The 22,560-nt window shown below is 38.7% G+C and carries 16 protein-coding genes and 3 pseudogenes; 5 read left to right on the top strand and 14 right to left on the bottom strand.

Annotated elements, in window-relative coordinates; genetic code table 11:
- Window positions 1-38: 38 nt before the first annotated feature.
- Window positions 39-284, top strand: a complete 246-nt coding sequence (locus ACX27_RS24950; protein ID WP_062296374.1) for a hypothetical protein — start codon at window positions 39-41, stop codon at window positions 282-284.
- Between the two features lie 460 nt (window positions 285-744).
- Here ACX27_RS24950 and ACX27_RS34385 read toward each other — a convergent pair whose 3' ends face one another.
- The 7 genes and pseudogenes from ACX27_RS34385 to ACX27_RS24915 form a co-directional block, all read right to left on the bottom strand.
- Window positions 745-1,053 carry a hypothetical protein gene (locus tag ACX27_RS34385; RefSeq protein ID WP_062296370.1) on the bottom strand — a complete coding sequence of 103 codons (309 nt, stop codon included), beginning with the start codon at window positions 1,051-1,053 and terminating at the stop codon, window positions 745-747.
- 7 nt (window positions 1,054-1,060) lie between these two features.
- A pseudogene (locus tag ACX27_RS24935) lies at window positions 1,061-8,807 on the bottom strand (hypothetical protein).
- Between the two features lie 506 nt (window positions 8,808-9,313).
- Complete coding sequence (locus ACX27_RS24930) at window positions 9,314-9,670, bottom strand: hypothetical protein (RefSeq protein ID WP_062296368.1); 357 nt, start codon at window positions 9,668-9,670, stop codon at window positions 9,314-9,316.
- Between the two features lie 169 nt (window positions 9,671-9,839).
- Window positions 9,840-10,517 carry a hypothetical protein gene (locus ACX27_RS24925; protein ID WP_083468833.1) on the bottom strand — a complete coding sequence of 226 codons (678 nt, stop codon included), beginning with the start codon at window positions 10,515-10,517 and terminating at the stop codon, window positions 9,840-9,842.
- A gap of 476 nt (window positions 10,518-10,993) precedes the next feature.
- The gene (locus tag ACX27_RS34375; protein WP_235526368.1) at window positions 10,994-11,548 is read right to left on the bottom strand and encodes a hypothetical protein; all 555 of its coding nucleotides are present in this window, start codon (window positions 11,546-11,548) and stop codon (window positions 10,994-10,996) included.
- Window positions 11,514-12,503: a relaxase/mobilization nuclease domain-containing protein gene (locus ACX27_RS34370; protein WP_235526367.1), complete on the bottom strand. Its 990-nt coding sequence runs from the start codon at window positions 12,501-12,503 to the stop codon at window positions 11,514-11,516. The genes ACX27_RS34375 and ACX27_RS34370 overlap by 35 nt, the downstream gene beginning before the upstream one ends.
- A gap of 42 nt (window positions 12,504-12,545) precedes the next feature.
- Window positions 12,546-12,902, bottom strand: coding sequence for a plasmid mobilization protein (locus ACX27_RS24915; RefSeq protein ID WP_062296366.1), 357 nt, complete (start codon window positions 12,900-12,902; stop codon window positions 12,546-12,548).
- A gap of 516 nt (window positions 12,903-13,418) precedes the next feature.
- Between ACX27_RS24915 and ACX27_RS24910 the strand changes: the two genes are divergently transcribed.
- A complete protein-coding gene (locus ACX27_RS24910; protein ID WP_062296364.1) occupies window positions 13,419-13,997 on the top strand; it encodes a hypothetical protein in 579 nt (192 codons plus the stop codon).
- A gap of 115 nt (window positions 13,998-14,112) precedes the next feature.
- Here the strand turns inward: ACX27_RS24910 and ACX27_RS35005 are convergent, their stop codons facing one another.
- Window positions 14,113-14,235, bottom strand: coding sequence for a hypothetical protein (locus ACX27_RS35005; protein ID WP_256364361.1), 123 nt, complete (start codon window positions 14,233-14,235; stop codon window positions 14,113-14,115).
- Between the two features lie 626 nt (window positions 14,236-14,861).
- Here ACX27_RS35005 and ACX27_RS24905 point away from each other — a divergent pair.
- A complete protein-coding gene (locus tag ACX27_RS24905) occupies window positions 14,862-16,106 on the top strand; it encodes a ParM/StbA family protein (protein ID WP_062296362.1) in 1,245 nt (414 codons plus the stop codon).
- 93 nt (window positions 16,107-16,199) lie between these two features.
- Here the strand turns inward: ACX27_RS24905 and ACX27_RS24900 are convergent, their stop codons facing one another.
- Together ACX27_RS24900 and ACX27_RS24895 are read right to left on the bottom strand one after the other, a co-directional pair.
- Complete coding sequence (locus ACX27_RS24900; protein WP_235526366.1) at window positions 16,200-16,694, bottom strand: hypothetical protein; 495 nt, start codon at window positions 16,692-16,694, stop codon at window positions 16,200-16,202.
- Window positions 16,695-16,751: 57 nt separating this feature from the next.
- Window positions 16,752-17,093, bottom strand: coding sequence for a hypothetical protein (locus ACX27_RS24895; protein ID WP_011316729.1), 342 nt, complete (start codon window positions 17,091-17,093; stop codon window positions 16,752-16,754).
- Between the two features lie 441 nt (window positions 17,094-17,534).
- Here ACX27_RS24895 and ACX27_RS24890 point away from each other — a divergent pair, with 441 nt between their 5' ends.
- Window positions 17,535-18,647: a PEP/pyruvate-binding domain-containing protein gene (locus ACX27_RS24890; RefSeq protein ID WP_200930001.1), complete on the top strand. Its 1,113-nt coding sequence runs from the start codon at window positions 17,535-17,537 to the stop codon at window positions 18,645-18,647.
- On the opposite strand, the gene ACX27_RS24885 is transcribed toward ACX27_RS24890, so the two are convergent.
- The 4 genes and pseudogenes from ACX27_RS24885 to ACX27_RS34360 form a co-directional block, all read right to left on the bottom strand.
- Window positions 18,580-18,906, bottom strand: coding sequence for a transposase family protein (locus ACX27_RS24885; protein ID WP_062296360.1), 327 nt, complete (start codon window positions 18,904-18,906; stop codon window positions 18,580-18,582). The genes ACX27_RS24890 and ACX27_RS24885 overlap by 68 nt on opposite strands.
- Window positions 18,907-19,066: 160 nt before the next feature.
- Window positions 19,067-20,360 (bottom strand): annotated as a pseudogene (locus tag ACX27_RS24875) (IS4 family transposase); the annotation flags it as partial.
- 118 nt (window positions 20,361-20,478) lie between these two features.
- Window positions 20,479-20,766 (bottom strand): helix-turn-helix domain-containing protein, encoded by a 288-nt coding sequence (locus ACX27_RS34365; RefSeq protein ID WP_256364360.1) that lies wholly within the window; start codon window positions 20,764-20,766, stop codon window positions 20,479-20,481.
- Window positions 20,767-21,509: 743 nt separating this feature from the next.
- Window positions 21,510-21,743: pseudogene (locus tag ACX27_RS34360) on the bottom strand (IS4 family transposase); the annotation flags it as partial.
- Between the two features lie 281 nt (window positions 21,744-22,024).
- Between ACX27_RS34360 and ACX27_RS24860 the strand changes: the two are divergent.
- Window positions 22,025-22,534: an SRPBCC family protein gene (locus tag ACX27_RS24860; RefSeq protein ID WP_235526364.1), complete on the top strand. Its 510-nt coding sequence runs from the start codon at window positions 22,025-22,027 to the stop codon at window positions 22,532-22,534.
- The last annotated feature ends 26 nt before the right edge of the window (window positions 22,535-22,560 follow it).

Genomic DNA, 22,560 nt, shown 5'->3' with positions numbered 1-22,560 from the left:
ATGTTTAAGTGAATTTATATAGTAATAAATGATTTTTTATGAATATCAATCAAATTTTAGGATGGATAGAAAGTATTGTTGTTTGGTCTTTAATAGTAATGCTATGTTTGGTCGGGTTAGGTAGATTACCTATTAACCCGACGAGTTTGTTTGATTTTACTGCGTCTTTTTATTATTTTTCTGTTGCGGTTGTTATTTGCCCCAAAACTCCCTTGAGTTTTAATAAAAAGCTAGTTTTGGGGTTTATAGCTTTTTCGTATGGTGTGTGTTTTGGGTTGATTTAATCTATCTCTTGAGCAGCATCCTGGTTTTTGAATTGTTGTTGGTTCTGTTCGCAGCGTGCTTGTTGCTCATCGAACAGAGCCTTAAAACGTTCAAATTCATTATGGGTAAGGTTATTGATGATGATAGAGTAATTCTCTGAGCTATTATTACGAGATGCTAGCAGTGCTTCTTGGCTTGCTTCTGAATCAGAAGAATTTCTATCAAGGCAAAGAGTTTGTGAATTTTCTTCTGATTTTAGACTTGCAGTATATGTCTCACTTTTATAAAGGATACTTTGTGTCTCTTTATCTGGTTTTCCAAATATATTTAAGCGGTCTAAAATTACAGGGATAACAAATTGTTGAATTTGGAAATTAGCGATAATAGATTGTAATTTATCGTGTTGACTATCTTCTACTAGGTTGCCATTATTGCCATCATTTTTATCTGTAAAGTTTTTTTAGAACGTCTGTTTCAATTCTATTTTTTTTTAGACTGGCTTACTTCGGGTTGTAAAGATGACTCTTGACTAACTGGATTAACAAAATTGATAGGTTCAATTTCTGTGGAACTTAACTTGACTTCCTCTTGTGCTATTTCACTGATTCTATTCATTTCTGAATTTAACTTTAACACAGCCTCTTGTCGTTCCTCAGCAGTTGGAGGATTTTTTGCATATTCTTCAAATTTCTCATCAGGTATATTAAGCTGTGCGATCAATTCTCTGAGGAGACAAGCTTGCATTGCTGGAGTTAAACCTTCTACTGGAAACTCGATTAGTTCTTTCATAGTAAAATCACCTTTCTACTAAATCTTTTTTGATATCTTTGAGTGCATTATTGATGCGCTCGCTCATAACTTGAAAATCTTGTAATGTTTCATCACTAATGTTACTTACTTGAGTTTTTCCTTGTTTGACATATAGCAAGATATTATCCTTTTTATCTTTAACTAAATAAGTCTGGTTTTGAGTCTGAGTAGCAATCTGATATTTTTCTGTTTGGACTGTCATAATGCCATTAATATCTTCTTGTCCAATTGTCTTAACTACACGTTGAGCAAGACTGGTCATCTCATTAACTTTTTCTAATTCTTTAATGTCTTGTTCCATTGCCTTAAAAGCATTCTCAAGACTAATATTTTCTTGAATGTATAAATTAGTTACCTCCTGAATTCTATTGAGATATGTGTCTGATTTACCGAGTTTTTCAGCTGCTATATACCAGTCTTGGAGATTTTGCACTGTATTAGCTTTCATCCGCTCGATAATGCTATCCATCGCTCCAAACTGCTGTATTTTGGGTTGAGTAGGTGATGCGAGTGCTTGGTCAATATTTGGTTGTTGGCTTTGTTGTGATGAAAAAATGTTCTTGTCTTTAGCAATTAATGAGTTATCTGATACTTGTGTATTGGTAGAAATAATATCGCTACTAACTTTGGTGTTTTCTACAGGATTAAATACTGCATATCCTTGGGAAGTTTGTTCTATTTTGTACCCTTTTTCTTGAAGATAATTTTGAACTAATTGGTCAGTTCCTTGTGCATTTCCAACTAGAAAATAGCTTTTCGCCGCTATTGCCTTATCAAGTAAGGGTTTATAGTGATTTTCAAATGTTTGGGCAATTTGCTCGCTTGTTACTCCACGCCACGGGCCAGATCCGGACACCATAATGATGTCTTCTTTTGAGTAATTTCCTGTGTTGGCGCGTTCCCCCCATGCTTGCTCGTAATTTCGTGTACTTGAAGGTGTACCGGGAGGTGCAGCTGATTTACCGATAAACTGGGTAGCTAATTGGGCCATCGCAATGTCTTTTTTCATGTGTTCAGCGACGGCGGCGTTTATAGGTTCGAGTTGGGAGAGTGGATTTGTGGGCCGCAGAGCAGTCTGTTGGGACTTGTCGTGCTGGGTTTGTACTGTAGTTTGTTGTATTTTTGCAACTACATATATATACGCTTCGCTAAGGGCTTGAATAAATGCGGATTCTTTACCCTTACCCTCCCACTGTTGATCCTGGGCATTAGTAATGCTTGTACAATTCTCTAACCAATCGGCTCCCCCGCGTTTGGCGATCGCCTCAGTTAGCCGGGGGTGTTGTTCGAGTTTAGCTTGAAGCACTTCTACCATTAGCTGGTATTCATCAACTGATGGATGTAACTGCCTTTGGTGATTAAATGCGTGTTCGGCGGATGCGTATGCTACCCCTTTAGGTTTTTGGACATGGGTTTCTAATCCATACTGCCCAGCAGGGGCTTCTGGATCATTGTTGACTGAAACTTGGTAATTGTTTTGCAGCTTGCCTTGTTCTTTAGCGAGTGCAGTGGCAAGGCTGAGTGCTACTCCCAGCCCATCTTTGGAGTCGGGGCTGATATTTACTGGTGTTGCAGGTTGTTTTTGGATGCTTGGGAACGGAACAATTTTGCCATTGACATAATCTCCTAGTGGCTCCATGAATAAGCCATATACCTGACTCTTACTCGCTTGAGTTTGGGTAAGTTCTTTTGGTGAATGCTTCTCCCATCTCGCCCAGGCTTGCTGGTAACTTGGGTCTTGAATCATTTGGGTGGTAATTTTGTATTGCTTACCTACCCGAAAAGCAACTTGCTCGCCGTTTTTACCTTGGGCGATCGCAATATCTCCCTCTTTAATACCATAAGTTTTTTGGTAGTCTACACCTCTGGTAGTGTGTATCCTACCGTGTCCGCGCATAGCATTGATAGTTGTATCAACTGGTACTGTGGCAGCTTGTCCGTGCAGATGCAGCGGATAAACCATTGGTACTGGTTTTCCAGATATAGTCGGGTTGTCTGGAATTTGAGGATTAGCAGCGCGTGCCGCAGTAGAATTCCCGATGGCGATAATTTCTTCAACAGTTGGTTGGTTTGAAGAGTTTGAGGGTATGTTTTGGGTGACTTCTCTGAGGTTGGTATAACTGCGCTCTACTTTAATTTCTCCCCCTGGTGTCCACTCGTTAGCTTTAATGGTGAGGTCGTTGTTGCTTTGGACTACCGCACGCGGAGGTTGGTTTGAGGTGAGGAAGTTCTCAAATTTTTGGCGAACGCTGTTTTCTCTGCCCAGGTCATTTTTAATTGACCAGATGTTGATAGACCATTTGCCAGCCTCAGTATTCAGTGCAGCGTGTTCGTTTTTGCAGTTAAAGCGGGTTACTGTACCCGACTCAAGTTTAAACTCTTGGTATGGTGCGTCCTGATTCTCTTCCCTAGTCCATGCCATTTGTTCCTTAGCAGCACGATAGCCCCAGTCAGAATTTCCGATATTAATGCTGCGGGCTTCCGTCGCGGCGTAGGAGTCATCGCGGTGATAGTTAATCCCAGCACCGGGGTTCTCGGAATAACTTACCAGCACAATCTCAGCGTCAGGATATACTTGTTTGACAAGTTCCATCAAAGAGTCGTCCTGCACCCCTGGCTTAAAGTCTTTATCCTTCAAATCCCATTTTGCACCGACCCAGGCGACTTGTCTCAGTGGTGCATAGTTGGATTTATCATTTTCAAGTATGGGTTTGAGGTGGGTTTCAAGATGCGATCGCAGCTGGTCTACTTTTTCCTCGCTTACCTTACCCAATATTTCGATAGCTTTAGTTGGATCGGCTTGACGCGAGTTGGGTAGTAATATTGGTTGATTCTTAGCTTCTGCTTGTATATCCGTTATTACTTGTATCTCAACCGCGTTTTGATAGACTTGTGAAATTCCTGCAACTGTGGCGTTAGTATTCAATTGAATATTACTTATATTCTTTTCTGGTAAAGCTTTAGCAGGAACAATTGGTACTGGAGAATCTTTTTGATAGAGTTCTTTTGGACGGTTAGGAAGTGCTTTTAGAGCTTTTTGGTAATCACTATTTTCTGGAATTTGGTTTAATTTTAAGAGACTACCTTCAGTTGCAACTTTTTGATTTAACTCTGCACTAAGCTGTTCGTAGCGGTCAAAACCATCAACTTCACCAATATTAATAGCTTTTCCAAGCAAAGTATTTAATTCTTCGGTTATTTTCTCACTAATCTCATTTTTATTAAAAATGAATGTAGCTGTGTTACTCTCAATAAAATAATCGTTTTCAGTAGACTTTGATTCTAACCAAGTCGCTACAGCGATCGCGTCTTGTGCGGGAACTACTAACCCAAGAGCTTCTTGAGTTTCTGCCTGCGCTCCATCGGGGGAACTATATTGTTGATTTGGATTATAAAAATATACAGTTTGTTGGGGAATAATTGGAGTGGGTTGCGAGGGTGTATCTGCACTTTTGATATGACCACCAGCACGGTTAATAAAGGTTTGTCTTAATTCGCTGCTGATAGTAGTTTCATCAAGTACGAATACAGTCATTCCTTTTTTGGCTTCTAACCGAGCTTGTGATCTAGGAAGCTGTTCGTATGATACTCCTACTTTTTCAAGATACTTTTTGGTTTTTTCGGTTAGATTTTCATCAACTGCTAATCCTAAAAGCCCTACTAATTTTTGCTCTTTATCTTGGAACATGATTGTAGGGCGTTCGTTGATTTTACCGAGTATTTGGTTGCGTTTGTCCTGCTGCTCGTTTTTGACAGGCTTTTCATTACTTATAAGCTGACTGCGTTTAACCCATTTGTCAGGATATTGTACTGTTTCTGAATTAATAATTATTTTACAGGTACTTTCATTACTGGTAATCTGTACAGGGATAGTAGTTCGTTGTTGGTTTGGGCGAATAATACCCGTATCAATTAATTTTTGTACAGTGCTAGTTTCTTTCCTTTGCCACTGTTTTTGTATATTCCCTTTATTTAAATCAGCTTCGAGACGTTCATTATGCTGACCAATAATACCGAGTGATTGGTCGCCAATTTTAGCAATATAAACGTGCTTTTTATCAAATGCACGAACCAAAGTTTCTTGAAATGCTTGGTTGTTAATCTCCTGTTTCTTGTATTTTGGATTCGTAATATTAATTCGTAACAGATTGTTCTGAGATGTTTCTGCTATAGCATAGGCATTTTGTCCAGTGATGATAGTTTGAATTTTAAGCTGTAAATGTTGCCCATTCCCAGGCTTTTCTGCTAGCCAGCCTTCGGCAATACCTTCTTTGATTGATTCTTTATCAATATTGCCTAGTTTTTCAGGTTTATTACTATTTTGAAGATAGATAGTATAGTCTTCCCGAATCAGGTCAACCTTTTCGATTGTTAACATTACAGGTTCATTATTAAACCTTTGGGAATTTCCAAACTTGTTAACTTCGCCTACTTTAAAAGTTAGTTCTGGTAATCCGGGTACTTTGGTTGTAACAGAGGTGGTGTATACTTCACCTTTTTCAATACTGCCAATAGCAATAGTGCCAATTGGTAGCCGGGCGTTACTTTGTTCAATATTTCCAAATGTTTCGTAATTACCCTCTTGATTCTGGATTTCAATTACGCTTTTTCCATCTTCAGCTAGATTAAATCGAATACTCTGAGGTTGATTTTTATTAAAAAACTCATTATCTCGGTCAAACCCAGTGATACTAAAATCGGTAAACTTGAGTGTATCTAACTGACTAATAATCTCTTGAGGAAAGGCAGCAAAGGCGAAATTAGAAACTTTATTTTGGCGATCGCTACTTTTATCATTACCAGTCTCACGAGTAGTTGATACTGCCCAGGTGGCAGCTGCCATTGCTAGCTTTTGGTCTTCTGGAATCGAATTATAAAATTCCTCTGCTACTTCGTAAGCTTTTTGGTAAAGAAGTTTAATTTGACCTTCGCTTAGTTCAGGCTGGAATGATATTTTGTTAGATTTTACTTCTTGTCCAAGTATAATTCCTATCTCTTCGAGTTTATTTTCTTGCTCCCTCGCCAGCGTTCCTAATTTTCTAAAATGGGGTTTACCATTCTTGGTTTCATCGTTAATTTGAGCATAAACTAAATATTTATGCGGGCGGTTATTATTGCGTTTATCTTCGGGTATTTCTGATACTTTTATCGTAATTGTGTTAGCTTTCCAGATAAATTCATTATCATACTGTAGAAGATTAGTTATACTTACTTGATTACCATTAGCAAGGGTAATATTTGCAGATGGCCCTTTTTCAGTTTCTTTTTGTTTAGATAGCTCACTTGCTCGGTTGAATGATTTATCGAATTCTTTTTTGATGAGGGTAGCTCTTAATCGCTGTTCTTGAGAAAATTCAACCCCTTTAAATAAAGCTTGAAATTGAACGATTTCACGCGATTCGAGGCGAGCTTTTTCAAAATACTGATTGGTTTGAGCAATTACTAACTCAACAGGTGAATATCCCGTCGGTTGAATTATATTGTCAATATAGACATCTTTCTTCTTATCCTTAATATAGTTGACTTCACGGTGAAGAATCCGACTATTATTGCGAATAATTTCAATTTCGGGTTTTTTGGCACTCTTAAAAAGGTCAACTGCAATTTGATTTTGAAATGCTGCCTCGGCAATCATTTCACGGTACATTTGGGTATTAATGTTCATAGCCACTAGTGTATTGGTGGGTTCTTGTCGAACAGTTTTGATGAACTCTTCCATGTAACTGCGATACTTGCTCGGAATCTCCTTCCCTTCAATACCCTTGGATTTTGCCCAGGCTTCTGTTTTGAATAAATCTTCGTAGTGTTTGGCTACCTGCTGTACGTACTCAATTGAGTCTTTTTCACTACCAAAATTTTTGAGAATCGTAATTTCTGACTCTAACGCCTTCAATTGCGGTAAGGTGATTGTTGATAACACCCACACTAATGCCATCGCTCATGTGGATGGCGATTTCCTCAAATTCTGGCTGACTGCCATCTTCTTGGTAAAAAGATTGTTTTTTAAGTTTGACAGTTGGAGCGTAAGCGTTTTCAGGAAAGTTGCGCTCTTTTGCTTCGATGGTGAGGTTGGGATACTTGGTTGCCCGCTCGAAGCCGATACAATCACCATCGTAGTCGCGTGCTTGACGCTCTTGTTCGGACTCTTGAGGAAGAATATCTAATTCATAACCAGCTGATTTTAGTTCTAAAATATACTGATTAAATTTGTTGGTAAACTCGATTTTATCTCTAGTTTCGAGCTTACTGATACTTTGATTTAAGTAGTTTTCAATACCTTCTAACTGGATATTTTTTCCTTGAGCTTCTGACAGGATAGATTTAATTTGCTCATTGAGGCGGTTGTAAATGCGATCGCTTGTTTCATCCGAGACAGCGATCGCACCAGCGAGAGGTTGGCTATCAGGCCCCAGGATATCTTCTACAATTTTGTTAGTTGAGACGCACAGACCATTTGAGTTGAGGAAAGGGGAGCGGAAGTTGAGAACTTCTTCCCCGTCTTGATAATGCGGTATGGAAATTTCCCCATTTTGCAGGTCTTTGGAGGGGATGACCATTGCTCGCTCAAACGTTAAGGTCTTGCCGATGGCGATTTCTTTCCACTCGTTTTGGACGAACCGGGCGAGTTCGCGCTGTACTTTCTCAGTTTCGAGAAGTTGCCTCTCTCCTTGCAGGTCAGCTTTGATGAGTTTGTAAATAAACGAGTCAGTAGCAATGCGATCGCGCAAAGTTTCTAATTCTTCTGCTATTGTTGGATCTTCTGCTGCTTGTTCTTCTAGTGTGGTTGCTTGTTCTTCAAGAAAAGCTTTCCGCTTCTCGTACTTTTCGCAGTAAAGTTGTGCAAGTTGCCGAGGATCATCCTGTGCTTCTTTAAGCTTTTTGGCTTCAAGTTCTAGCTGTTCAGTAAAGTCTTTCAGTCCGTTAGGGAATGAAGCGAGTAACTGCGATATAGCTGTCTTGCCGAGTTCAGATTGTGATTTTTCACCTAGCCAGATATTTTGTCGGTACAATCCAGGTTGAATTTGAGGCTTTGTTGGGCTATTAGGATTGTCTTTATCAGTTCCCTTGAACGCGGATAAGGGAAGAATGAGGTCAATTTTAGTTGAGTTATTCGAGTTTTGATAATTGAGGATTTGCTCAAGGTTAGTAGGGCGCAGTGTACCTTTACCAAAGCGGTATTTGTTGTCATCTCCGTCTCGATCGGTCCAACCGAAGCGGTGCTGAATTACTCGATATTTATCACCTTTTTGATGCTTGGTTAATTCGTGATACAGTTCTTTTGATATTTGTCCGTAACAGTCTCCTGTTAGCCGATATGCTTGGTCATTACTGATAATGCCGCCATTTTCACCATTATTATCATCAACTATTAGGATGTTTAACTCTTTATTGACAGCATTTCTACATGAACCAAGAAAGATAGACCCGTAAGCACCTCTATCTTTGTTATCAGGGCATAATTGCCTAATTGTATCTAGGCATTCTTCGGGGCCATATAATAACCGAGTTTTTGATGATAATAATAATTTATGACCTTCAGGATGATTAGTTAATTGTTCCACATTAGACTTTTCGTCCATATGCCCAAACGAAAAGTTTATCCCAGGAAAGAAATGTTCTAGTAGAGTATTATTAAGTTCTTCTTTTAACAGCGAATCTGGATTATTTGTATTACCATCTGTATGAATCCATTGATTTAATCTAGTGTCAAAATGTTTAGCTTGAATTGTCATATATGAACAATTAAACTTATAAAATTAAATATAAATTTTTCCTTTTTGGCACTAAAATACCCGTAAAATTAAATTTTACTTTCTTTTTATCGGTAATCTATTCAACAAATTTCTAATTTATACTAACAATTTATTAGTGTTTAAAAGTACTTGTTCATAGAAACTTTACTTAGTTTATTCCTAATAAAGCCCTATTGAACCTAACGCCATAACTTAAGTATGCCAAAAAAGATACTGAGTTATTGATTACTTCTTGCTTAATGCTAAATCAGTAGTAACATTCTTCATGTTTGCCATTGTGGTTATGTTTGCAGTTTGAGACGAAAAGCTAAATTCGTGTGGCAGCACCTTGATAATTTTATGCCTCCCAAATTTTTTACTCTACTGTCGTTATTCAATTTTGAGTGTCTCCTTTGTTCTAGCTATTATTTTTATTTAAAGTAACTAGAACAAAAATCAAACTGCCTAAAAGCTTGATTTATCAGTAATCTTATATTGAGCAAGGTTCAAGTAGGATTTTTATATAAAATACATAATCTTGTATAGTGCTGTAGACGTTCTGCGTAATATTTAGCTTTAAATTGGTTCTCTAATTCTTCCAATTTAGATGTTTCTATAGGTTCTAAACCTAAGTAATTATGATACGCCTCATTAGCTTCATTAAGAACAGCATAAGATTGATATGACGCTTCGTTTTTCACCATAAACTCTATCAAGCTTTCTATAGTTTCACCCTGCCAAGAGTCTGAAATATTATCTTGAAATCTTCCTTTTTTAGCCGATGTGGCATCACTCCATAAATCACCAAAAGGTATATCTTGATTTTTAAATTGTTTGAGCCATTCTCTAAAACTTATGGTCATTTTTCACTTCTCCCTAGTCGATTTAGCCTGTTGGCATACCCATCAGAGCGATTTGATTGTAATCGTCACGTTGTACTGGTAGATAAAGCAGCTTTACACATAATCCTGAAATACAGGATTTATATTTTGTGGCAGTAATGAAGTAAATTTTCCCATTTTGCTGGTTTTATTAGTCGATGGATATAATTTCATCGATGTTGAAAACTTCAACTGTAGCATTTGGACTGTTCATATCTGTAGTTTGTTCGAGTAGACGTGTTGCTTCCTCAAGCAATGCGCTTGCGTTCTGAAGCAGTGTTCGCACCTGGGTTAACTTGTTTCGCCGTTCGATACCAAGTTGTGCTTCTATATACCGCGCATCATTATGATGGCTGAGGTGAATTACCCGTACTTGTTGTTCTTTTTCTGAAGGTGCAAATATTGCGTTTTCGGCGGTCAGTTTATAGTATGAGTACGTACCACTGGGGCGTTTAACATTGTAGATGTGGAGTTCGCAACTAGGTGGTGCGATGTACTGTCCGTCGAAGTTAGTAAGTCCAGTACGAATATTATCTAATGTGGTGGCGATCGCCTCGACGGCGGAGACAATACCTAACGATTCTGGTGACTGTGGGCAACCGCGCCTCATCAGCATCATAATGGCAGCAGAACGACGAGTCAGGCGAATTTGTTCTTGATACTGGCGCATTTGTTCTTCCCGGATACGAACAAGTTCGAGTTCTTCATCAGGGGTTAGTTCAAGCGCACTCCCACAAGTTTTGTAATTTAAGCAGTCGCCAGGATCTATGCCTGGGTGCTGCATCATACTGGCACAGTCAAATCCAATTCCACATTTTTTCTTAGGCATCGGTTATCGCTTTTTGTTCTAGTTACTTTTATAATTTTATATAGCTAGAACAAAGAGGCTTATGGGCGAGATAAACGATGTTAGAATTTTTGCGCCTGAGCAAGATATTGCGTCGTGACAGTCGTTGTTTGAGAATATGGAAGCGCAGGGACTGGTTGAAATTATCCAAAAACCAGATAAATTTTATGAAGTCAGGGGAAGTGAGAAACTTAAACGAGGGTATTTCAAGATTAAGCTGTTGCGCTCTGGTTTATAAAAACATAACATAACTCATGACTTAGAACCAGAAAACAACCTCGAAATCTATTATGACTCGGATGTACAAATTTTGGCACTAATACGTAGTGGAATTGCTTAAAACATCAACCTAGATGTATTAATGCTTTCTACGAAGTATTCAAATTTGAACACTTCGTATTTCATATATCAACAATAGGAATTCTCAGTAGATTAAATTCTCTCTAGTAGCAGGTTTACTACTGCTCAATACCTGTTTGCGATCGCTGTTGATTGATTAATGCTTGTTGGGTAAAGAAACGTAAACTTTCAATTTGCTCAATTTCGTTTGTGGTTAGTCGAGTTGGTATCTCTTCGTACCAGGTTCTCTGACTGTAGCAGGTTTGCATCACAGGAGTATTATCCCCATGACGGTAAACACTCAGAGTAGTGCTATCTAAGCTGGCACTCAACTCCCGTCCTTTGATACGGAAGTTATTGGTAACAAGCATATAGTCGGTGATTATAGAAGGCAAATGTTTGAGAGTAGAAGGGAGAAGGGTAACAGAAGCAGGAATAAGGGAAGATTGCTCTTCCAGGATTTGTTGAGCAGTGGATAGACAGTTCTCTTCTGAAATATCCTGTTGTGGGTGCTGTTCCTTCAGATGCGGCTGTACTTTTTTCTTAACCTTATTTGCTTCCGACGTGGGTTTATCTTCTAATTTTGGTTGTATTGTCGAAATTTGATCTGGATAATTACTATTTAGTACTTTTGTCCTCTCAAGTTTTTTTGGAGTTACTATCGGTATCACCATTGCTATCACTTGTACTGCTATTAGTAGGTTTATCACTATATAAGTAATCATTGTTACTTAAAATTATGCTATTTATGCGAGCAATTGCTTTGGCTTTAGCTTGTTGAATTACTTCTTTATCTTTATCTGGGTCATACATGATTCCATATTCAGATCGCAGTTTGTTCCAGCTATAGGGTTTGTATACTTGATAACCAGCAATTTTTACATTATTATGAGTGTAGCTAAAGCCTAGTAGTTCTTCCCCCTGCATCTTAGGCAATACTCCAATGTTATTTTCCTCCAGGCGTTGAATAAACGTAGAGACGGTGGGACTGTCCTTAATGGCTTCTCCTATTGCTTGGCGAATAATTTCCTTACTTGTTGGGGTTTTGTGCTGACTGTTGACTGCTCTAATGCTTTTTGATCGGTTGGGGCTGGTAAGTGTAATTATTCCGTACTCTTGCTCTAACTTAGAGGCTACAGCTTCATTTGTTGTTGGAGTTACTTCCAATCCTAGTTCCGCCGCGATGCGTCTAGTTGAAACTTGGGAGTTGAAATAATCATAGGAATCATTAACTAAGCTGCCATCTAACCGAATCCGGGAGGCGATTATATGCAGGTGTTCGTGGTTGCGATCGTGGTGGCGTACCGCAACAAACTGACTGGTAGCTGCTACAGATGATTCTTCTTTGGGCAAGTATCCCATATCCTTGAGATATTCTCTTGCTACATAACTGTACTGACTGTTGGATAAATGCTCGTGGTAGTTCGGGCGGTGTGCGATTGAGATGATGAGGTGAGCGCACTGCCGTTTAACCGCTTTGTTGGTGTACTTGATGGTGAGAAACTGCTGGTTAAATTCATCTGGCTTTGTTCCCATCATATTAGTATCGACAATCGCAGCATCATCTTTCCCCAAGACATACTTGAGCGTGTCGAGAAAATTAGGTTTTTTGTAGATGACGGGAATCAAATTGAGACAGTTGAAAGTGGGGGCTATAGAACTTGTAATGCCTTATTTATCTTGGCTTGAGGGTGATTTATCGGGAACGTCTAGGTTAAATGCAGCTGCGATGGTCTGATCTACAAGTGCGATCGCCTTATTAACAGTATCCAAAATTTGCTGGTTGTTTGTTTCTTTCGCTAAGTGAGATAACATCATCAGTTCGCTTTTAAGGTTTCCAGCAGTAGCGCGGATAGTTACCAAATCAGCGGGCGGTTTTGCCGTTAGTACCCGCCTTAATCCACAGGAACGTAAATACTCAGATGCAGTTACCCCTGTGGCGATCGCTTTTTCCTCAATGGTAGTTTTCTCTTCCTTAAAGAGGTATACCTTGATAGATTTAGTTCGCTTTACGGGGTCATTTACCATACATTAGTCATCAAAAAGTAAATATAAAACAGAAGTAATATTTATTAGAACTACATGATAAACGATTGTATTGAATATATTGCCAATTAATCTAATTTATTGCGAATATTTTAAGAATAAAATAACCCCATTGAACATACCTTGTTTTAGTTCTGGATTGTGCGACAACAGTAATGATTTATTGTGGAACGGGACTGATGTAAATTCATATGCAGTGAGGGTTGTAGAGTTTTGTTCTAAGACGATTGATATTTGAAGTAATGCTGAAATAGTTGGGTCAATTTGCCCTCAGAATACCTCAATCATGGGAATTGTAAGAGTTTATTTATCAGTTAACAACATATTTTTATTTAAAAAACGAGACTTAATTTTCAATTGATTGGGGTAATTAGTGTGTGAATTGGGGTAGTTAGGAGTAAATACGGGGGTAAGTTCTCCTACAGTGTGGTTAAAGTAAGAGTAATGACAAATAGCTTATTGAGAAGCTTGGTTTGCAGATTATATAGAAGTAAGAGTATGGCAAGAGCGAGTAAGCCTGCTGATTCTGTTGAGTTGGCGCGAATCATGCGGAGTAAGGATACAGAGGATGGGATAGTAATTAGCTATCTCCAGTCGAAGAAGCGAGGGCAAACTGAGTTAGTATGTGAGGCGCTCCGGGCTTATTACCTACCGTTTGCGCTATCGGCTGCCGGAGTATCTGGTATGGAATTGCAGTCGGCTCTGCATGATGCGATCGCGCAACTTGAAGCCCAGATAATTAAGATGAAACGGACATTTGGGATGGAGGGTTTGCCTCAGGTAGTTCTTGTTAATCCTCATAGTGGAATTTTCTCGCAGGGTGTGATTGGCTTACAACCAACAATTGGAACTAATGCTGTGGGAGTAACTCCTGTTTCAACTAATTTGGTTCCCCCTTCGGTTTCTTTTTTTGATTCCACTAAGCCAAGTCCTGACTCGCTACCTGTTACGGCAGAATCAGTAGGGTCAAATATTTTGGAACAAGATTCTGAAGATGATGGGTTCTTTAATGATGATGAGGATGACCCGATTGCTAAGGCAGAAATAGAAGTTGATGCAGGATTTCGTCTGGAGTAAAGGGATTATCAGGAATGGCTGTTAGGTGTTAGAGAAAAGCGTATTCTTTGCCTACGTTTGTGATACTTATGTAATTCCCTCCTTTGTCCTGTTTGTTGTTGTGGGCAGTATTTTTTTAGATTGCGATCGCTACGCCCGCCGCAGGCATCGCGTTAGGCACTGTTGCTAAGAAGTGCTTTGTGAAGAGGTACAAAGCACATTGAGAAGAAGTTTTTGCCCAAGCACCTGCATTATTCAAAGTTTCGATTAAACCATTTCGTCGTACACTTGTTCAAAGCTTGTGATCGAGTGCATTAACAGTATTTGACCGAACTGGAGAGGCGATCGCATTCTAACTCCGGAGATGCAATTGCCTTCATGATATTTCATTTGTAAAAGTTGCAATCAACAATTTTGCAGCAAAGCAAATTTGTAATAAACCCCATTGGACATACCTTGTTATTGTACAAGACTGCCCAATTGTGGTGCTTTTAGTGAGGTAAATGTGGGGATGATTGAGGTAATACTGGGTGCAATAATCACAATTACATTGTTTATTTGACAAGCCAAAGACAAATATTATTTTGTAATTCAACTTTTAGTTGATACAGAATTAGGGTGTGATTGGGGTAATTTGTTCATGATACAGGACGTAATTTAACCAGCATGTGTTGAAGAAATTTTTAATACATTGATTTACTTAGAATCTACAGTTTCGGTTTGGTATTAGTGTTATAGAAGAAAATGATCGTAATAGTTTTTTCTCTACTTACTTTGTATGTGAAAAACCTGTTAACCCCTGTAAAGAAAATGTTTTGCCATACAGCATTATTCCTATTTCAGTTAAATTAGGAACTATAGTAAAAATTAATAAAATATAAAGATATGCCCAAAACTAAGGAGAAAACAGACGTAAAAAAGATAGTAATTACGATTGATATGGGTGCAAGTAAAACTAAGGCTATCGTTCAGGAGTATCCAGAAGGAAAGCCAGTTGTTTTACTTTTAGATTCAGAAATAGCGGATGTTGCTAAAGCCTCCGTTGAAAGCATCCAACCTGAAGGTAGTCCTGAATCTCATGCTTGGGTAGGGATAGGCGATGAGTATTTCGCCTTGGGAGAACTTGCTCGTCGTCGGTTTGGGGGTATATCGCAACTGAGGGAGCTAAAGTACGAATTGGCAGTCCCCAAAATTTGCGGTGCGTTTTGGCTGGCTAAAGAGAAGTTGAACCTGGGTAATGATGTTGCCGCTTACTTGAGTGTCCTGCTGCCGCCGGGTGAAGTGCAAGATAAGGAACAGTTACAAATTCGGTTGAAGGATACGTTTCGGGGGTTTGATACACCAGCAGGTAAGATGCGGGTGAAAATGCTTCGTTATGATGCAGCTTCTGAGGGTAGTGGAATATTTTTCCACCGTAGGCGAACCCTTGGCGATCGTGTACCTGTTTCGATGTACGTAATGCTTGGTTATCGCAACGCGAGTATTTTCACCTTTCGGAGTGGTTCGATTGGCGCAGGAATAACCAGCAATTTTGGTATGTCTTGGTTAGTAAATAATTTGATTTCCAAAACATCGGGACTGAGCCCTGATAATTCCAATATTATTGAGGTACTGATAGAAGCTGGAGCCAGTTGTGACCCCCAGGTGATGCAAAAACTCTCACGCAAGCGCAAAGGTGATGAGATTCAACTTGATGGAGAGTCGATGTCCAAAGCTTTATTACTTGCTAGAGACGAATATTGGCGTGCGATCGCCAGGTGGTTGCGCTCAAAGATGGATGAGGATATTGAAGAACTAGTATTTTGCGGAGGAACTGCGGATTACATTCGTCCTGAAATAGATGCTTACTTCCAGAAAGAGGGGATGAAAGTATCCTGGCACGCTAATATTTTTATACCTGATGAAATATCTTCTGGTATGGGCAATCGGATGGCGGATGTTTGGGCTTTTCACCAGCACATGATTATTCAGTTTGATAAGTTAACTGGTTATATACGCTCTGAGGTTATACCGTTAAATAAATCTGTTGAAGGTAATACAAATAATACAGGTGAAGAAGTCAAACGTAGGTATAACTTTACGCCTTGTGAGCGGCCTAGTACCTTTATTGCTGTAAACGAGAATGTTTGATAGGTTCAGGCAAAAATAAATGTAGTAAAAAAAAGAATCAGCTAGAGTGAAGTGCTGCATAAAACAGTACTTTCTAACTGATTCTTTGAAATTTTAGTATGGCTGTTGCTCTAGCATTTGGGAGCAATCAACGTGAGAATTGGTAATTTCTGGAATGTGCTGAATTACAGAGTTAATTTGCTCCATGTCTGCATATTGTTGTTCTCGTCTTTTGCGGAGTTCCCATGATTTACGGTTATAAGCTAACAAGTCTTCCAAACTCATGTTGAATTTGTATTTGGCGAAATTCAATAATTGTTCTGTGGTGTAACGACAATCTTCAGGACGACCAAAACAAATTTCAAACTGAAGCTTAAAAGCTTTCCAATCGAAATTGTCAGACCCCAGTTGCCGTTGTGATTCGCATCCGTAAAGGTCACGGATTGAATAGAAAATTGTGTTGTATTTACGCACGTCGAATGATTCAATCTTGAATTGCTCCATTGTTGAATCATCGACTGTAGCAGCTTGAGCTTTAGTAGATTTATTAGCAGCCATAGTTTTTTCCTTGATGAATGCTTCGCTTTTAGCTGCGTCAGCATTAGTCAAAAAATAAATCCCACTCCGTATGAGCGAGATTTTCTGTAAAACTCAGATTATTTGTGATTATTTTGCTAATAAACGTTCGCGTTGTAGCCAAGTACGTTTGTTGACTTCGAGTAGTTCTTCTAAGCCTTTGTTGAAGTGCTTAATGGAATAGTCAACCATTTGTTGTACACTGTATTTGGGGTTTTCGACTGAGCCGAATGTAGCAATAAATCTTGTTTTAAAAGCATCCCATTGTGTTTTATTCCAGTTAGTCTGTGACTGTGCTTGGATAGTTTTACCCCAGGTTTCTTGTAGCCCGTAGTAGACTGCTTTAAACTTACGCTCGTTGTAGTCAGCAATTTTGTAAATACCCATTGCGTTATCATCAATTAAACTAACTTTTTTGGTTTTAGTAGCCATAATTTTTATCTCCTATGTGAGAGTTACTTCTTAAGGATTTGAGCGTTAGCTATAGTGCTTTCTCTTCTTTATTTGAACGTAAGTCCGTGTAAAAAATAACAATCGCCTCGGCTACTATCCTGTTTTCAAAAATTTTCAAATAGCTCTGGTTGTGTCACTATCGCGGTAGCAGCAGCTAGTGAGCGATACCTTCTCCTGTCGGAGACGCTCCGCGTAGCTTGCTTCCCCGCAGGGGTACGGCACACTTCTCTACGAGAGGCTACGCCAACGTGAACGCCGCATAACAACGCCCATGCACACCGATGCCGAGAGTCGATCGGTTATGATACAAAGGCGATCTGCGGCGGGTGATGGACATCGTTAGGTGCTTGAAGTCATATTTAGGAGTTGCATACAAAAATGAAAACTTAGTACTTTACAGCGACAAGTCTTGATGGCTTCATTGCGACTGAGAAAGATGGCGATACGAAAGAACAGGAGATTGAGACTGAACGGCAGAATAGGCAAGCACTGACAGATGAGCAGATTTTGCAGCTTGAGCGCATCGGTGGAAAGATTGAAGAACATTTCGGACACCCCCAGGACATCGAATGGTGTTTGGTGGATGACACATTTCATATTGTCCAGAGTCGCCCCATCACTACTTTATACCCGATCCCGGAAGCGAACGATCGCCAAAATCACGTTTATGTATCTGTCGGTCATCAACAAATGATGACTGATCCCATCAAACCATTGGGATTATCTTTATGGCAGTTAACAGCTGCTCGACCCAAGTATAAAGCGGGTGGACGGTTGTTTGTTGATGTCACCCATGATTTGGCTTCACCTGTGAGAAGAACAATTGTGGTAGACGTTTTGGGAAAATCCGATCCGCTTATCAGGGACGCACTTATGACCATACTAGATCGGGGAGATTTCATAAAATTGTTACCAGATGACAAGCAAGAACAAAGTTCCGGTAACAGCAATAAGGGTGCATCGTCTTTGGTTTTTCAAACGCTGACCGAATACGATCCGGCGATCGTTCCCGATTTGATTGGGCGTAGTCAAACATCGATAGACGAGTTAAAACAGAACATCCAGACGAAATCAGGAGCGGATCTGATTGATTTTATTCTGGAAGATATCCAGAAATTAAAGAAGAGCTTGTCTGATCCACAAAGTTTTGGTGTGATTATGACTGCGATGAATGCGTCATCCTGGATAAATGAAAAAATGAACGAATGGTTAGGTGAGAAAAATGCAGCAGACATACTTTCTCAATCTGCGCCAAACAATATTACTTCGTCTATGGGTCTAGAACTATTGGATGTCGCAGATGTGATTTGTCCTTATGCTGAAGTAATTGATTATTTACAACATGTAAAAGATGATAGGTTTTTGGATGAACTGGTTAAGTTTGATGGTGGAAAGGAAACTCAAGATGCTATCTATGCTTATCTCAACAAATACGGAATGCGATGTGCCGGAGAAATCGATATTACTAAAACTTGTTTTCATCTTTTTGCTGTTGAGTCAGTTCTCGTTTCAGTTTTCTTTTATGAGGTGTAGTGATGTTTTCGCCACCTTGAAATCCTTTATTACCTGAAAAAGGTTGAGATTTATCAAATTTTTGCTGAGATTGACGAAACAATTTTATATCTGCTGTTGGCCCAGGAACACCTACTTCTACCTCAACAATATCTTTTCCTTCTGGCATCCCAATCATTTGGCTTTTCAAAGTATGTTGTCTTTTCTTACCAGAAAAATATTTTTGTTGTTCTTTTTGGTCAGAATGTCTATATATTGGCTGTTCTAGGCTATCGAACAATAGCCTAAAATTAGTTAATACTTCTTGAACAAATAGTAAATCGCTCTTATTATTTGAGACTTGTTCTAATAAACTAGAGGGTAAAATATCTCTCAGAATTGCTATCCAGTCGCATCCGTGAGAGGTTAAGATAATTGCACTTTTGTCAAGGGGGTGCGAAAAAAGGGGCTAGATTCAGCTTGGTGACTGGTTTTCGTAGAGCTTTGACTATACCTAAATCTTGGTTTTCTTTGGCAGCAAAGTATTTAACCGGGTCATCAGCCTTACCTTTGTCATGGGCAACACTAAAATGATAAAGTCCACGATAAATCATTTCCAAAGAAATGCGGTCAAATGGCAGAGATAATTCGTCGGCAACAGCATCACCCAAATCAACTAACACGGCATAAAATAACCAAGTAGCCCAGATTTGTAACTTGATACCATTAATAGAACCAGTCCATAAATAAGATAAACCAAGTAATCTTTTTACAGTGTGAAAAGCCTCTTCAATTCTCCATCTACGGCGGTATAAATCAGCGACAGCATAGGGAGGTAAAATATGTGGGTCAAGGACAGAAGTAATATAAGAATAAGTAGTCTGCTCAATTTTTTATTTCAATTAAGCGTAAAGTAAGAACAGGCGCACCACGCCTGACAGTGCCAAGTTGAATTAATCGGTCTTTAACTCCATAATCATAACTCAAAATTTTTAAATATTTAATAGAGGCTTTAGCTTTTAGACGAGTAATGAAATGAACTTCTTGGTCAATAAGTTGTTGGAAAAATTGAAAGTGATAAAAGCCTCTATCAAGTAGTAATAAAGTTTTCGGCTGTAGTAAATTTAGTAATGGTATTTCAAAATTAGTCTCTGATGCAGCAGGATTAGTGTGAAACCAAACTTCTATTGGTAAACGAGTGACCAAATCAATAACTGTACAAATTCTTCCCGCCAACTGACCTATTTTAGCATCTTCTAGGCTTTTGAGTTTACGGAACAATGCTTCTAATGTAGAGCCATCAACTATCCAGATTCGTTCAAAATTATTCAGTGCAAATTTAACACTATCGGGTAGTGGTCGTTTAAGTCTTTGCTGCCAATTGATTTGTAACTGGGGTAATAAGTCTTTAAAAACTCGTTCAAATAGTTCTGCCGGAAATACTAAAAATCTTTGAGAAAGAGATTGTTGAGCCACCTTAGTTGCTTGGCACCATAATACATCTTCTCTTGCTAAAAGTTTTGTTAATTCCTGTACTCCTGGAACTTGCCGCCATAATAAAGTTAATACGGCTGCTACCATCATGGATAGATTAATAATTCTATCTCGTAATCCTAATTGCTTGTAGTATTTCTCTTGAGCAAAAATAGCAGGAGTTAACAAAGCTTTTAATTGCTGAGAAATTACTTCATTATCTATAGTAGGAGTATTATGTTTGCGTGCGTGGTCAGAGTTCTGTTTTTGTCGCTTGGGCATGGCGGTAGACCAAACTTTTCATCACATTATTTAATAATTGAATCTACCTAATAATCTTACTCACTTCTCACAAAATTATTCTGTCGTAATAATACGTTTTTCTTGAAGATTAGCCCTGTTAAATACTTTCTTGATAATGATAATCAAAATGAAGGGGAAGGAGGCGAGCGACGCTCGCCTCCTTCCCACCCCTAACTACGATTATCATTATCATAAATAATTTTTTGAGTATTTTAGCTGATTGACAAAATGTTCTTTTTCTTAACCTATCACGGATGATCCAGTCGTGAAATGTATCATTGGCTTCCGTTTTTGAAACCCCAAACAACATTCCTAATACTTGAAATGTCGGCATCTGTCTTAAATAAAATAAGCATAAACAAACTTGTTCTTGGATTGATAACAATTCTTTGCGACCTCCACCAGCCGCATTAATTCTTATTTTTCGGCTTTCTTGCTGAATTTTAATTTCCTGTTGACGTTTGCTCGCACAATTTAGTAGTGATTGTAATTGTTCGTAACTAATCCCTAAAATTTGTTTTGTTCTTAATGGATACTTTTGGATATAATAAAAAAACCATAACTAAGTTTGAAAAATGGTATACACTCAATTCAACGTTTTACCATTTTTCTTTTCCTAAGTTAATATTTCGGACAAGTCTATTAAACTCAAACCTGAATTTACTGAAGTGCAGGAATCACAATCATGAAAAAGATTTACCAGACTAAAACCGCAACCATGACACCAAGCCGTTTTGCTAGAAGAGGAATCTCATGAACGATTTAATAAAACCACCTGATTGCCAAACGACAATGCAGCTACAAGACGGTCGTATCCTTGCCTGATTGTCTGCCCCAAACTACACTAATCATTAACAGATTAATACGTCCCTAATTAGTTCGAGCTATAACCACATAAACAACTTCGGTGAAGGAAAAATTTATGGCTCTGCTAGACTAGCTATAAAAAATTAATACTTGATATCAGGTTAAATCCTTACATTGTCTGGGATTCAAGAGGAACAAAGTAAATTTTTATTAAATCTTTGATTCTATTTTAGACAAACCTTGTTATATCAATCGTTTTAGCCATTTTTTAGTGTTAATTTATCAACCCAAGCCTGGGAGAGCCAAATTTATTTCTAGCTAGCTCCTAATAATTGGAAACCAAATTTCTTCAATATTGATGTATTTTAAAGATAAAAATCGCTGAATTCTCTTCCTTCTACTTTCAAAGAGTATTGGCAAAGGTAAAGCAGTAGCCAATGATTCTATGCTGACAGTTTTAATAGATTGTAATAAATTAATCAGGAGTTTTAGTAATAAATATTCGGTGCGTCCCAATTCTCGCTTGAGGTGTGTTTCATAGAATTCAGGTACTATTATCATTAAACAGAGCTTATTGCGAATGAATGCTATTTTTGTTTTACCATAAGTTGCTACACTGATTGCCCTATATCCATTTCAGGGTATTTCGTCCCCCCTTAAGAACTGCCAATTACTACTTTTGTCGTATCAATTTATTGAAAACCTAAGACTATTGAAAGAATATAAGTAATTTTTTTTTTTAACTATAACTCTAAGCAATAGAAGAGTTAGAACAAATCAATTTGTCCCAACTTTGATAATTAAAAGACATATAGCAAGCACAAGAGGCAATGGTCATGAGTACGGTCATGAACCAACGGGTCAAAGTTGAAAAGACTTTAACCATTAACAAACCAGTAGAGGAACTTTATCACTTTTGGCGTAACTTTGATAACTTGCCACGGTTCATCAAGTATCTCAAAGAGGTGAGGGTACACGACGAAAAGCGATCGCACTGGATTAGCAAAGGATTCTTAAATGAAAGCGTTGAGTGGGATGTAGTCATTACCGAAGACCGAGAAAACGAATTGATTGCCTGGACTTCGGTTGAAGGCGCAGCAATTGAAACCTCTGGTCGCGTCCACTTCAAGCCAGCACCTGGGAATCGTGGTACTGAGGTAAAAACAGTCCGAGAATTTACCCCGCCTGGGGGTGAAATTGGGGCTGCGTTGGCGAAGCCCGTCATAGACATCGCTAAATTATTTGGCGAAGACCCAGAACTGCAAATTAAAGAAGATTTACGCGGCTTCAGAATGCTGATGGAAGCAGGCGAGATTGCCACAACAGAAGGTCAACCGCGAGGTTAATAAATATTGCTATGAAATGTTTGTTG

The sequence above is a fragment of the Nostoc piscinale CENA21 genome (assembly GCF_001298445.1).
Taxonomy (GTDB): Bacteria; Cyanobacteriota; Cyanobacteriia; order Cyanobacteriales; family Nostocaceae; genus Nostoc_B; species Nostoc_B piscinale_A.
Note: the sequence above shows the minus strand (reverse complement) of the source record. Positions and strands in the feature narration are given on the sequence as shown.

Coding starts and splice junctions, on each gene's coding strand:
- ACX27_RS24905 (WP_062296362.1), top strand. CDS start 14,862: ATGCCCAAAACTAAGGAGAAAACAGACGTAAAAAAGATAGTAATTACG.
- ACX27_RS24925 (WP_083468833.1), bottom strand. CDS start 10,517: ATGCCTAAGAAAAAATGTGGAATTGGATTTGACTGTGCCAGTATGATG.
- ACX27_RS24860 (WP_235526364.1), top strand. CDS start 22,025: ATGAGTACGGTCATGAACCAACGGGTCAAAGTTGAAAAGACTTTAACC.
- ACX27_RS24930 (WP_062296368.1), bottom strand. CDS start 9,670: ATGACCATAAGTTTTAGAGAATGGCTCAAACAATTTAAAAATCAAGAT.
- ACX27_RS24895 (WP_011316729.1), bottom strand. CDS start 17,093: ATGGCTACTAAAACCAAAAAAGTTAGTTTAATTGATGATAACGCAATG.
- ACX27_RS24950 (WP_062296374.1), top strand. CDS start 39: ATGAATATCAATCAAATTTTAGGATGGATAGAAAGTATTGTTGTTTGG.
- ACX27_RS34375 (WP_235526368.1), bottom strand. CDS start 11,548: ATGGTGATACCGATAGTAACTCCAAAAAAACTTGAGAGGACAAAAGTA.
- ACX27_RS24915 (WP_062296366.1), bottom strand. CDS start 12,902: ATGGTAAATGACCCCGTAAAGCGAACTAAATCTATCAAGGTATACCTC.
- ACX27_RS34385 (WP_062296370.1), bottom strand. CDS start 1,053: ATGAAAGAACTAATCGAGTTTCCAGTAGAAGGTTTAACTCCAGCAATG.
- ACX27_RS24910 (WP_062296364.1), top strand. CDS start 13,419: ATGGCAAGAGCGAGTAAGCCTGCTGATTCTGTTGAGTTGGCGCGAATC.